The sequence below is a fragment of the Porphyromonas catoniae ATCC 51270 genome (assembly GCF_000565015.1).
GTDB classification, from domain to species: Bacteria; Bacteroidota; Bacteroidia; order Bacteroidales; family Porphyromonadaceae; genus Porphyromonas; species Porphyromonas catoniae.
In genome coordinates, this window is the sequence record NZ_JDFF01000019.1 from 36,939 (window position 1) to 50,077 (window position 13,139).

The following is a 13,139-nucleotide window of genomic DNA, read 5'->3' on the forward strand; positions in this document are numbered from 1 at the left end:
GCGAGTTACCGCAACTCGGCAAATTGAGTTATGGTAACTCATCAAGAAAAGTTATGGTAACTCGTAAGAGCGAGTTACCACAACTCGCAGGAGGGAGACTTATAGTAAGTCTTCGCCCTTTGATTACATACCATTACACACCCTCTGCTCAAAAGTGTTTCTCCCTTAAAAATAGAAGAAGGGGAGAGTACGAGGGAGAAGGTAATAAGAAACTAGAGGAAGCGGAAACAACAAGAGACCATGTACCCCATCGGCAGAAGCAAGGGTGCATGGTCTCTCGTTGAAAAACAGGGGTAAAATGCGTGGCTAGAGCCCTGTATAATTATGTGGAGTGATGCGACGCATTTCGTCCTTCACCTCTTGGCTAACGGAGAGCGTTTCGATGAAGTCATGAATCGACTGCTCAGTAATATGCTCATTCGTGCGAGTCAGGGCCTTGAGTGCCTCGTAGGGCTTAGGATACCCTTCCCGACGAAGAATGGTCTGAAGTGCCTCAGCGACCACAGCCCAGTTACTATCTAGATCTGCATGCAGAGCCTCTTCGTTAAGGAGGATTTTACCCAGCCCCTTGCGCAGGCTCTTGAGTGCAATCATACTATGCGCTAGAGGAACTCCAACGTTACGTAGCACCGTGGAGTCAGTAAGATCTCGCTGCAAACGGGAAATCGGGAGCTTGCGAGCGAGGAAGCCAAAGATTGCATTGGCCAAACCAAGGTTTCCCTCCGCATTCTCAAAGTCAATTGGGTTTACCTTATGAGGCATTGCAGAGGAACCCACCTCACCTGGTCGTATCTGTTGCTTGAAGTACTCCATGGAGATATACATCCAAAAGTCTCGTGCTAGGTCGATCAAGATAACGTTGATGCGGGTCAAGACATCGAAGAGCGCTGCGAGCTGATCATAATTGGAAATCTGGGTAGTGAATGCCTCACGCTTTAGCCCCAGACTATAGACAAACTCCGTGGCGAAGTGCTTCCAGTCATGATCAGGATAAGCCACTGCATGGGCATTAAAATTCCCCGTTGCGCCACCGAACTTCGCCGTATGTGGTATCGCCTCAAGCACCTTAATCTGTTCCTCCAAACGATAGACATAGACCTCCAGCTCTTTCCCCAAACGTGTGGGTGAGGCAGGCTGTCCATGTGTGCGGGCAAGCATAGGCACATGCACCCACTGGTCAGCGTAGAACTTCAATTGGTCTACTAGGCCACCGAGCTCGGGTAGATACACATGCTCCACCGCCTCACGTATCATCAGTGGGAACGAGGTATTGTTAATGTCCTGAGAGGTCAAGCCAAAGTGAATGAACTCCTTCTCATCCGAAAGCCCCAGTTCGTCAAACCGCTCTTTGAGGAAGTATTCCACCGCCTTCACGTCATGGTTTGTCGTACGCTCAATCTCCTTAATGCGTAGAGCGTCTTGGCTAGAGAAGCTGAGGTAGAGGTCGTGCAGTCGCTCACGACGCTCTTCACCCAATACGTGGCGAAGCGATGGGAGTTCCTCCGAGAGCGCAATGAAGTACAACACCTCTATCCGCACACGATAGCGGATAAGAGCCTCTTCAGAGAAATAGGAGGCCAACGCCTCGACTTGGGCACGATAACGGCCATCAACAGGAGAAATAGCTTGAAGCGAATCGAACTGCATGACTAGAGAAAGATTAAGTAAGAGCGAGGGAAACAAAGAAGCGAAGCCTAGCTAACCTCCCCGTGAGGGAGCTGAGCTAGACTTCGCTAATGGGTCTAAAGAGGCATCGGCATCTGTCGAGGCTACCTAAGGCGATTGGAGGTGCGGATGAGCATCTCATCGTAGATCATCCTGCGAGCAGCTAGATAGAGCAAGGGCAGGCAGATGATCGGCAGTGCCAGTGGGAAGCGTATCCCAAAACTTGCATCGTTGGCGGAGCAGAATCTCCAGCTAACGAAGGCAATATACATCAGCTCTCCCACTATGAGGAAGAGCAGTAGAACCGTGAAGCGCATCTGAACCATCCGCCTCTTATATAAGAAGACCAGCCTTAGAGCAAGTACGGCCGAGACGATACTCAGCGCACCTATACCCCAGACATTATGTTGCCCTACACCATCGGTGCCATTATATATATGCCAATTATCCAGGAAGCAGAAAGTCCCACCTGGCAGTGTAAAGACGGCGATATCCTGAAAAGCAAAGACGGCCATCAGAAGGGCTACTAAGACGAGCCAGACAGTCTGTATTCGTTGCCACATAGTAGCTTAAAACGAAAGGAAATGGATTATTTCTTAGTGCTACCTGCGATGTTGTAGTACAAGTCGCCATCCTCATATTCTTTCGCTGCGATGAGGGTTGGCTTAGGCATGCGCTCATACTGACGGGATAGCTCGATCTGCTCTTGGTTCTCAAAGATCTCCTGAGCATCGTCACTAAATACAGCGAACTCCTGCAAGCGTGTCTCCAGCTCTTGCTTGGTCTCAGCAGCAATCTGATTAGCACGTTTCGCGATAATCATCACCGTTTCGTAGATGTTCTCCGTATCTTGGCTGAGACGAACCATGTCTCGGCTAATCGTATTGGTTGGTACGTTCTTTTTGTACTTGGGCATATCTGTTACTGTCTATATATTCAGGAGGGGGAGGAGAGATGGTTAGTCGTTCACCTTACGACTATTCATACGCTGATAGATGCGCTGTGCCTGCTTTAAATACTTCCCCTCGGGAAAGTCATTCACATAGGCATAATAGGCATCAATGGCATCACGGAGACGCTCTTGGAGCCTCTCAGGTACACTCAGATCTGCTTGATCTTGCTTAGCCTTGAGGATGAGGAAGTAAATATCTTCCTTATGCTTTGTGTAGGGGTAATCCTTGAGTGCGTTTTGAGCAGTGATGACACACGACTCATAGTTATTCCCAAGGTAAAGCCCAAGGTCATAATAGAGCTTGGCTGCGAGGTACTCCTTGTAGGCAAGCTTATCCTGAAGGTCAAAGAGCATCAGCTGTACATCATTGACATGTACCCCCTTGGGATAGAGGTCGAGGTAAGTCTGAAGCTCCTTTATTGCCCCCAACGTCGCCGACTGGTCAAGCCGAGCATCGGGAGAAGCCTTGTAGAGGCAATAGCCTGCCTTATAATGTGCTTCCTCAGCCATGGGAGCCTTGGGATAGCTGGTATAATAGTTCTGGAAATAGCGTGAGGCATCTGACTCTTGTCCCTCATTGAAATAGGAGTCAGCTAGAAGGTAGGTACTCTGAGGCCCCTCTGTCGTCCCAACTAAAGAGGGGACGACATCCTCCAGCAAGCTGATCACACGACCATATTTCTTCTCGTTATAGCTCTTCTTGGCAAACGAATACCGCTCAGCCACATCTGTAGACTTCTGCACACGATAGTACTCTCCGCACGAAGTGAGGAGCACGATCCCAAGGTAAGCCAAACAAAGTCTCTTAATCATACTATATTGTCTCATCACAGCTCAGAGCAGAGCGCTGAGCCTCGCAAAGATACTACTTTCCTATATAACGTAGTGATGATGCTTTATATGCTCCCTGCGATCATGGTACGAGGTAGGTGTGCTACAAGGGTGTAGCGAAGCGGTGAGTGAAGCCATCACAGCCAGAGAAACAAGGGGTCAGTAGCTAAGGCAAACCCGACGAGACAAAGAGCATAGGTGGCACGGCGGCTAAAGACTCTCCCCCCCATGAGGGAGTGAGCTTTAGACCGATCCATGCACCTCTGACATGCTGTACGCTTTTCCTCCCTCTGGCTACACAAGTCATACCGAGGAGGCTCAAGGACGAAGCGCGAAGGGGCGGCTTTGGATAGGTTGGAGGAACATGAAGAATACCCCTTCTTAGCGCCTCCTAGTCCTAGCCTTGGCGTAGGAACTCATGTCCTACTTGTCCCAAGCAAGCACGCCTGAAGGCATAGCAATGCCCTAGGCGTAGCCGAGAAATCTCTGTTACCGTAAGTAATATAGGATTCTCCTCGAGGAAGCTACTAAGCCCTCCGGGAAACCCGAAGGGAGATGCACAGCATGATGTCATCATCTTGGAAGCCAATGCACACCCGAGGTTCTGTGGCGGAAAGACGTCCTTCTGTATCACATCTTGCATCAGAAGGTGCACTCATCGAGGAGACAGTCTGTAGTGTTACCCTACTTGTCTCATGGATAGTCTTCCCAATCTTATTCCCGAGATTGTTACACTTGGATCTTATAAGCAGGTCTCCTGGCTTATCATCCTGACATCTTCTTCCTTGCTGACCTTCCCAAGATCTGGTCTCAGTGGCAGAGCCGTAGCCCCTAGCGGAGAAAGAAGCCCACAGATCGTATTACGATTGTAGGGGATGACTTACAGTAGCGGGCACTGCGTCGGACTCACACCGACTTCCCTTGCTGGCTCTCCTTCCTTAGCGAAGTACTCCTTACTCCCCTCTTACGAAAGAGCCATACTTGTAAGACACCACAAAGGTACGACAAAAAATACAAATAAAAGAAGGAGCTGGGAGGTATAAGAATGAAAGGGCTCAGCCCCTCTGCTCTTACCAGCCTTTAGTTATCATGCCACTGCCGAAGCAGATATGGTGGTTTTCATCGTAGAGGACAGCGTACTGCCCTGGGGCAATGCCCTGAATATCCTCCTCGCTATCTATGCGGTAGCCCTCTTTCGGGTCGTAATAAAGCGACCCTCGAGCAAACTCTGGTGTATGTCGGATCTTAAAAGTAATCGGTAGGGGCTGACGCTCCGCCTCCCCGACGGGGCGATCCTCGCCTTCTCGCACGAGGGCATCGTAGCTCCATGGGTCGAGGCTAATGAAGTCACACCGATCCATGGCTATGTGTCTCCCATACTGGTCTCTGGGGTCATAGCCCTGGGAGACGAGGATGATGTTTCGGCGAATATTCTTCTTCACCACGAACCACGGCCCACCACTAAGCCCAAGCCCCTTCCTCTGGCCAATGGTATGGAACCAGTACCCTTTGTGCCGACCCAGTACCTTGCCTGTCTCACGCTCGATGATGAGGCCTTCCTTCTGCCCCAACGCCCGCTCAATGAACTCATTATAATTCACCTTCCCTAGGAAGCATATCCCTTGGCTATCCCTGCGTTTAGCACTGACCAAGTGTGCCTCCTCCGCCACTGCCCTGACCTCGCTCTTGAGCAAATGCCCTGTGGGAAAGAGGAGCTTCCTCACCTGAGCAAAATTAATTTGCGCCAGGAAGTCTGTCTGGTCTTTTATCGGATCTGGTGCGGTAGAGAGGAAAAGATGATCCCCCACAAACGTTGTCGTGGCATAGTGTCCCGTAGCAATAAAATCAAAGTCCTTCCCCCACTTCTCTTCAAAGCAGCCGAACTTAATGAGCTTATTGCACATCATATCTGGATTCGGGGTCAGCCCTGCTCGGACTGTATCGATCGTGTACTGTACGACACTCGCCCAATACTCCTCATGTAGCGAGACCACCTGTAGCGGACAATCGTACTGCCGGCTTAGATGACGCACTACCTCTAGATCATCCTCCCATGAGCAATCCGTGAAGCCCTTCTCCTCCATCCCAATTTGGATATAGAAGAGTGTCGGCCTATAGCCTGCCGAGCAAATCAGATGAACGACCACAGAGCTATCCACCCCACCCGACACCAGCACAGCAATCCGGGGTGAGGAGATGCCACTACGGGCGATGCGCTCCTTCAGCGGAGCAGTAAGCGAAGCAATATCCATACACTCATCCAACAATCCCTCCACGAGGAAGGATTTCCACCGCAAAGATAGTGAAGCAGTAGGGAGTGGACGGCAAACGGGGTAAAGTATAACGTGGTGGTACCTGCTTCACACAGGATTTCACCCCGCCTAGTAGACCGAGATAGCCTAGCGACCCAAGACGCCCCTCTCTCTGCATACTCTCCTCCTCTACCCCACCACCCTACAATAGGTATCCTCGTAACCTATGAGGAGGTACCGAGGATACCTCACGAGACGTTACGGGGATACCTCCTCAGGGTTTCCCTCGGCACCTATTTGGGGATAACAAAACCTATGGTATCAGGAGGCTGGAGATAGCCTGTCTAAGGAAACAGAGCCGTCTCGATCTACTCCTTGTAGAGAGGCCAATTAAGGTAGGAGCAGAAGCCCGCTTCCCGACCCTTTGGGCGCTACCCTCTCCCCACACCTAAAATTACGTACCTTTGCAGGCGAAGGTAGCTTGACAGAATGAAACTTACCTGCATAGTCCATTACCGCACCCTCTGGGGCGAGACGCTCTACATCTCTGGGGACAGCCCTACCTTAGGCTCTTGGGATGAAGCAAAGGCACGCCCACTCACGTACACCCCCGATGATCAATGGCTCATTGAGCTGGAGCTCCCCGAGCCTTCCCCCAATGCTCTTTCCTATCAGTACCTTGTCCGAGATGCGGAGGACAGGATAAGTCGCCGCGAAGGCCTACTACATCATCACATCACCCTACGAAGGGACGTAGATCGCACCTATGCCTTCGATAGCTGGCTGGATACACCTCCAGATGCCCCGAGCTTCAGCGTTGCCTTGCTCGACGTACTCAAGGGGCATTCCCCCGAGGCTCCAATCCTCCTTTCCCCCGACACGCCTCAAATAACCTTCCAAGTCTTCACCGCAGCCGTCCCGAGGGGTGCGCAGCTCCTCCTCTCGGGGAGCAGTGATACGCTAGGGGCATGGAGTAGGGAGCGTATGCAGAGGATGCACCACCTCGGCGGAGGACGCTGGGCGGTCACCCTACCTTACCATATAGAGCAAGGAGAGGAAAGATACTGGGAATATAAGTTCGTCATCCAAGGTATAAGCGAAGAGACACTCCAATGGGAAGAGGGGGAGAATAGAGTCGTTACCTTCACCGAGGAAGCACAGGGACAAGACATCACGATTACCGATGGTCTGGCACACTTCTCCTCAGAGCCTCTTCGTCTCTCGGGCTGTGTCGTCCCCCTATTTGCTCTCAGAGGGGAGCAGGACTTCGGCATTGGAGACTTTGGGACACTTCGAGGGATGATTGATCTGGCTCATGAGGCAGGGATGAATGCCCTACAACTACTCCCAATCAATGACACCACCTTCACCCGTGGGGAGCGAGACTCCTATCCCTACAATGCGATTTCCGTAGATGCTCTTCACCCGATTTATATCAACCTCACTCAGCTCTCCCCGCTACATAATGTAGAGCTAAGAGCAAAGCTCGAAGAAGTAGGCAAGACACTCCGAGGGAAGGAGACCATAGACTATCCACAGGTGATCCGCCTGAAAGAAGAGTATCTTCGTGCGCTCTTCGATCAGGAGGAGCCAGGGCAACAACTCGACGACAGCTTTGCTACCTTCCTCAGAGAAGAGGAACGCTGGCTGGAGCCTTATGCCTATTATTGTCTCCTCAGAGACAAGCATGAGGGACTCCCCCCTACGGCATGGGGTGATGATCGGCACTACGACCTACGGCGATTACGTACCACCTACAGTAGCGTGGCGGATACTAAGACTCTGCTCTACCATAAATGGGTGCAGTACCTCCTACATACCCAGCTCACCGAGGTGCGGGACTACGCACGCAGCCGGGGGATCTTCCTCAAGGGAGACTTGCCCATTGGCGTCGCTCCTCATGGCGTAGAGGTATGGATAGCTCCCGAGCTTTTTCACCTAGAGCAGAGTGCGGGTGCGCCACCTGATGACTTCGCCGTAGACGGGCAAAACTGGGGCTTCCCCACCTACAACTGGGAGGCAATGGCAGGGGATCGATTCCTCTGGTGGCGGAGACGTCTGGAGCGACTCTCCCGTTACTTCGATGCGCTACGTATAGATCATGTGCTGGGCTTTTTCCGTATATGGGAGGTACCCCGTAGTGAGGTATCGGGTCTGCTGGGACACTTTCATCCTACCTTACCCTACACCCTAGAGCAGTGGCAAGATTTCCTCGGAGAAACACCACTTATCCCCCTACTTACCCACCCCCTTATCCACCAAGAAGACCTACAAAGCCTCCTGGGAAGGGAGACCCTAGATGACCTCGTAAGCCAGGGGATCATTTACCCGACATCCGAGGACAAGCTCTACACGCTACGTCATACAAGTCAGCAAGCCTACGAGGATAAGACCATCATTGAGGCCGTAGGGGGAGAAGCCACAGCAAGGCTACTCAGTCAGCTCTGCACCGAGACGGCTCTCATCCGTGATCCCTACAGCGAGCGATACCATCCACGTATCTCTTGGGAGCGAAGCCTCCTTTTCCAGCATTGGGAGCCTTCCCTCCAAGAGGCTTGGCTCAAGGTAAGCCAAGACTTCTACTACGTCCGTCATAATGCCCTCTTCAGAGACACAGGGTACTCACGCCTTTCGGCCCTTGTCGAGCAAACAGGGATGCTCCTCTGTGCCGAAGACTTAGGCATGATTCCCTCGACCGTACCCGAGGTGCTCCACCAGCTCCAGATCCTCTCCCTCGAGCTCGAGCGTATGCCGAAGGACTTCACCCCACACGGATGGGCAAGTCCTCAGCTCTTCCCCTACCACAGCATCGCCACAACCTCCACCCACGATATGCCTTCGCTTAGGGGCTGGTGGCACAGCCTACCCAAGGATAAGAGGCAAGCCTACCTCATCGAGGAGCTTGGGCGAAGCAGGGAAGAGGTACCCGCACTCCTTGCCCAAGAGACACTGGTCTACCGCCTCATCCTTCAGCACTATCTTACGTCTCCTGCGCTGGGGGTGCTTCTCCCTCTCTCCGACTGGATGTCCATCGAGGGCAACCTTGCCAAGCAAAGTCCCGAAGAGGAGCAAATCAATCACCCCGAGCAGGCAGACCATTACTGGGCTTACCGCCTCCCCTTCAGTGCAGAGACTCTACTAAGGGATTACCCTCACTGGGTACAATTCATCCAACAATACATGCATCACTCAAATAGATCACACCGCCTATGATGGAGCGACTTTACGTCTTAGAGGAGGCCGACATACAGGAGTTCGTCGGTGTCAATCACGCCAATCTCGTGACGCTGGCAAACCTCTTCCCTAAGACGAAGCTACGCATACACCAAAACGTAATTAAAGTGCTTGGTGAGCCTCAGGCTGCCGAGGATTTACTCCAGATCCTTGCCCAGCTCGAGGCCGTATGCACTCGGTATAACCAGCTTACAGAGAGCCAGATCATCGAGGTTGTTCAAGCCTACCGCTCCCCCAAAGCCTCCCCTAAGACCCCAGCTGAGACCAGCGATGTACTGATCTATGGGGTACACGGCAAGGCCATCCAACCTCGAGGGGAAAACCAACGGCGCATGGTGAGGGAATTTACCTCAAAGGACCTCTGCTTCGCCACTGGGCCTGCAGGTAGTGGTAAGACCTTCGTTGCTATTTGTCTTGCCGTAAAGGCACTGAAGGCAAAGCAGGTGAGGCGCATCATCCTCTCCCGTCCAGCTGTCGAGGCTGGTGAGAAGCTGGGCTTCCTACCAGGTGAGATGAAGGATAAGCTCGACCCCTATCTACAACCCCTGTACGATGCTCTCGGGGAACTGATACCTGCTCCGAAGCTCAAGGACTTCATCGACACAGGTGTCATACAGATTGCCCCACTGGCCTTCATGCGTGGACGTACGCTGAATGATGCTGTCATCATCCTCGACGAAGCACAGAACACCACCCCTCAGCAAATGAAGATGTTCCTGACTCGCCTTGGGGCAAACTCCAAGATGATTATCACGGGAGACTTCACCCAGATAGACCTGCCCCGTGGCATACGCTCTGGGCTAAGTGATGCACTGGATAAGCTACATAGTCTCTCGAGCATTAGCTTCATCCATTTCGATCGTTGTGACATCGTCCGCCACCCCTTAGTCTCAGAGATTGTAGAGGTGTATGATCGTAAAGAGACCAATGAAAGCAAGGATAGTTAGCCCCCATTCCAAGAGGTATTTAATCCCTGTTTTAAGCGGTATCTAATTCTAGTTTCAAGAGCTATTTAATCCCAGCTCTAGAGGGAAGCCAATTCTAGAGACAAAGGGTGGCTCTCCTTAGCTTTACAAGAAGATTAACTCCAATTTCACTCAAATACATAAGCTTGATTATGGCACAGACTCTGACGCAAACTGACCTACACCTACCCGGACAAGACCATGTATATCATGGCAAGGTACGCGATGTATATTTCCTCAAGGATGGACGTATCGTAATGGTCGCTACCGACCGTATCTCCGCCTTTGATGTCGTACTCCCTGAGGGTATTCCCTACAAGGGGCAGGTACTTAACCAAATCGCTACCTACTTCCTAGAAGCGACGAAAGATATTGTCCCGAACTGGTTAATCTCCTCCCCCGATCCTATGGTATCCCTCGGGAGACGTTGCAAGCCTTTCCGTGTAGAGATGGTGATACGAGGTTACCTAACGGGCTCGGCATGGCGTGCCTATCGTGCTGGGGAGCGTATCCTCTGCGGAGTAGAGCTACCTGAGGGGATGAAGGAGAACGAAGCCTTCGCAAGCCCCATCATTACCCCTACAACGAAGGAGGATGAAGGTCATGATGAGAACATCTCTAAAGAGGAGATCATCCGTACGGGTCTCGTCAGTAAAGAAGACTATGAGCAACTAGAGGCTTATACCTATGCCCTCTTCAGACGTGGGCAGGAGATGGCACGTGAGCGAGGCCTCATTCTTGTAGACACGAAGTATGAGTTCGGCAAGGGTGAGGACGGCACAATCTATCTCATCGATGAGATACATACCCCAGACTCCTCTCGCTACTTCTATGCCGAGGGCTACGAAGAGCGCTTCCAGAAGGGAGAGGAACAAAAGCAACTCTCGAAGGAGTTTGTCCGCCAGTGGCTCATCAAGCATGGCTTCCAGGGGCGTGCAGGCGAAGTCATCCCTACGATGACCCCAGAGTACTGCAGAGAGGTCTCAGATCGCTACATCGAGCTTTACGAGCTGGTCACGGGGCGTCCCTTCGTCAAGGAGCCCACTGACGACCTCACCTCTCGCATTGAGCATAACCTGCTCGCTGCACTGCGCTAAGCACTGAAGTTCCCTACATGTCATTAGCCCTATGGGTCTTGCTTCCCCCAGAGTGTGGGGAGGAGCAAGACCCATAGGGCTAATATACTTTCAGAGCAGATGTAAGGGGAGCCCCCTCCGTTACTTCCCCCGACTAACGCCTAGAGAGGTCATCATGAGTGGTCTGTAAAAGGGCTCGACCTCTCCGCACTCGCTCCTCAGAGGGGGCAGGGTGCTCCTCGAGGATGTTCGCCCCTACGTTCTCCATCACTGTAACGCCTGTCGAATCAATGAAGCCAAAGCCATCATTAAACGTATAGTAGGCGAAGGGATAGGTATAGTTCCCCGCTAAGATATTCCGACTAAAGGGGAAAGCTCGGTAAGACAAGCCCAGCTGAGCCAGGAGGGTTGCAGCCAAATCACTCTGGGTCATCAGACGGTCAATCACCCGATGCTCCTTCACAGCCCCACCGAACCAAAGCATGGGGATGTGGTGGATGTACGAGGTATGCCGCCCCTTACCTTCTCCCGTAAAGTAGCCATGATCCGCCACACAAATCACAAGTAGGTTGTCCCATGCCTTCGTCTTACGTAGCCTATCTGCCAGCTGACCGATACAGTCATCTACGTAGGCAAAGGCATTGGGTACCTCCTCCTTAAACTTCTGGTAAGGTACGATGAATGGCTCATGGCTACTGAGGGTGAGGAAAGCTGTGTGCCAAGGCTCTCCCTCCCCCCGCTTCATGATCTCATTGTAGAGGTAATCAAACGTAGCATGATCCTGTACCCCCCAGCTCTGTCTCGGTAGATCTCGAGCGAGGGTAGCGTCGTCGGTCACACGCTGGTAGCCCGTCGAGAGGAGATAACCCTTCATGTTCGTGAAGTTCGCATCTCCCCCGTAGAGGAAATCGGTCTTATACCCTACCCCCTGCAGAGCTTGTGCTATCCCCGAGAGCGAACGACTCTTGGCAGGCATCTTCATGACCGAGTGCTGAGGGAAACTAGGATAACCGCTCAGGGTAGACAGGACACCACGGTCGGTGCGGTAGCTATTGGCATAGCACTCCGAGAAGACTACCCCCTCACGTGCCAGACGGTCTAGGTTAGGTGTAATACCGGGCATGCCCCCGAAGCTCGCTATATATTTTGCGCCAAAGCTCTCGAGGATGATGACGAGGACATTGGGGCGTTTGCTCCTGAGGAGCTCCTCTGCGGCTGGGGCCTCCTGAGGATACAATCCTTCGACCAGCTTCGCCCGTTCCTCCTCGCTAAAGAAGTTATATTCAGCATCAAAGTCCTCGGCCTTATCCATCGAAGAGACGAGGCTGAAGAGCGGATTAACCGCAGCATGATTCAAGAACTGGCTTTGGCTAAAATACACCTGCCCTACATTCGTCGTAGACCGTCCAACGCCCCCACGGATTACGAGGAACGTGAGAGGAAACATCACCAGAGTCAGTCCCAACCCAACCAGAGGTCTTTGCCCTCGCTCCCAACTCTTCCCTACCGCTCTTTGCAGGAGGAAGAAGAGTCCACCTGCCCAGAGTACAGCCATGAGGATACCAATACAAAGAAAGAGGAGCGACACACTAGCAAAGGCATTCTGTGGCGAGTCTAGGTACTGGAAGATCGTAGCATCAAGCTTAAAGCCCCAAAAGGGATAAAGCCCCGTATCCCCTATAAATACCAGTGACAAGACAACGGCAATCAGGGCATGGTAGATAAGGAAGACCCTACGAGCAGGGAATGAGCTGAAGGCATAGCTCACCAACACCAACACCAGTGGTAGGGCGATGAGGTAACCCACGACCGCAAAGTCCAAGCTCAACCCATGCCATAGCACCGCCAAGTAGTCCGAGCAGGACATGCTGCCTATCAGCTGATAGTTATAAAGGATGAAGATGGTCTTCTGTAATAAGAAGCTCCCCATAATAAGGGCAACGAACCGCCCCAAATACGCCAACCGATCTTTCATTGTTCCCTGTATTTCTCCCACAAAAGTACAGCAAATGCTCTGCTCCCACCCCTTCTGTGAACATCCCCTCTCCCCTCGTACCCCTAAGGCAAGATTCTCGACCTTGTGGCGAAAGCTACAACACTCCTACCCGAGACATCGCCTCAAATCTCCCAAGATAAGGGGCTGGTCTGTATGGTCCATTCCCTA

General features: G+C 52.2%; 10 protein-coding genes and 1 riboswitch. Of the genes, 3 read left to right on the forward strand and 7 right to left on the reverse strand.

The genetic code is table 11. The features are described 5' to 3' along the window. Nucleotides 1–306: 306 nt before the first annotated feature. The 6 genes from purB to mnmA form a co-directional block, all read right to left on the reverse strand. Nucleotides 307–1,647, reverse strand: coding sequence for an adenylosuccinate lyase (purB, locus tag HMPREF0636_RS05180; RefSeq protein ID WP_044168966.1), 1,341 nt, complete (start codon nt 1,645–1,647; stop codon nt 307–309). A gap of 122 nt (nt 1,648–1,769) precedes the next feature. Next, nucleotides 1,770–2,228: a DUF4293 domain-containing protein gene (locus HMPREF0636_RS05185; RefSeq protein ID WP_044168967.1), complete on the reverse strand. Its 459-nt coding sequence runs from the start codon at nt 2,226–2,228 to the stop codon at nt 1,770–1,772. A gap of 26 nt (nt 2,229–2,254) precedes the next feature. Beyond that, nucleotides 2,255–2,581, reverse strand: a complete 327-nt coding sequence (locus HMPREF0636_RS05190; protein ID WP_005468305.1) for a DNA-directed RNA polymerase subunit omega — start codon at nt 2,579–2,581, stop codon at nt 2,255–2,257. A gap of 42 nt (nt 2,582–2,623) precedes the next feature. Next, nucleotides 2,624–3,430, reverse strand: coding sequence for an outer membrane protein assembly factor BamD (locus HMPREF0636_RS05195; RefSeq protein ID WP_044168987.1), 807 nt, complete (start codon nt 3,428–3,430; stop codon nt 2,624–2,626). A gap of 415 nt (nt 3,431–3,845) precedes the next feature. Further along, nucleotides 3,846–4,082 carry a hypothetical protein gene (locus HMPREF0636_RS05200; RefSeq protein ID WP_155807299.1) on the reverse strand — a complete coding sequence of 79 codons (237 nt, stop codon included), beginning with the start codon at nt 4,080–4,082 and terminating at the stop codon, nt 3,846–3,848. A gap of 96 nt (nt 4,083–4,178) precedes the next feature. Continuing rightward, a riboswitch (cobalamin riboswitch) is annotated at nt 4,179–4,417 on the reverse strand. Between the two features lie 101 nt (nt 4,418–4,518). After that, the gene (gene mnmA / locus HMPREF0636_RS05205; protein ID WP_248616880.1) at nt 4,519–5,700 is read right to left on the reverse strand and encodes a tRNA 2-thiouridine(34) synthase MnmA; all 1,182 of its coding nucleotides are present in this window, start codon (nt 5,698–5,700) and stop codon (nt 4,519–4,521) included. 489 nt (nt 5,701–6,189) lie between these two features. On the opposite strand from mnmA, the gene HMPREF0636_RS05210 reads away from it, so the two are divergent. The 3 genes from HMPREF0636_RS05210 to HMPREF0636_RS05220 all read left to right on the forward strand — a co-directional run bounded on the left by HMPREF0636_RS05210 (nt 6,190) and on the right by HMPREF0636_RS05220 (nt 10,996). Beyond that, complete coding sequence (locus HMPREF0636_RS05210) at nt 6,190–8,913, forward strand: 4-alpha-glucanotransferase (protein ID WP_052328761.1); 2,724 nt, start codon at nt 6,190–6,192, stop codon at nt 8,911–8,913. Beyond that, nucleotides 8,910–9,881 (forward strand): PhoH family protein, encoded by a 972-nt coding sequence (locus tag HMPREF0636_RS05215; RefSeq protein ID WP_044168970.1) that lies wholly within the window; start codon nt 8,910–8,912, stop codon nt 9,879–9,881. The genes HMPREF0636_RS05210 and HMPREF0636_RS05215 overlap by 4 nt, the downstream gene beginning before the upstream one ends. Before the next feature lie 170 nt (nt 9,882–10,051). Continuing rightward, nucleotides 10,052–10,996, forward strand: a complete 945-nt coding sequence (locus HMPREF0636_RS05220) for a phosphoribosylaminoimidazolesuccinocarboxamide synthase (protein WP_044168971.1) — start codon at nt 10,052–10,054, stop codon at nt 10,994–10,996. Nucleotides 10,997–11,129: 133 nt separating this feature from the next. On the opposite strand, the gene HMPREF0636_RS05225 is transcribed toward HMPREF0636_RS05220, so the two are convergent. Beyond that, nucleotides 11,130–12,950 carry an LTA synthase family protein gene (locus tag HMPREF0636_RS05225; RefSeq protein WP_044168973.1) on the reverse strand — a complete coding sequence of 607 codons (1,821 nt, stop codon included), beginning with the start codon at nt 12,948–12,950 and terminating at the stop codon, nt 11,130–11,132. Nucleotides 12,951–13,139: the final 189 nt, after the last annotated feature.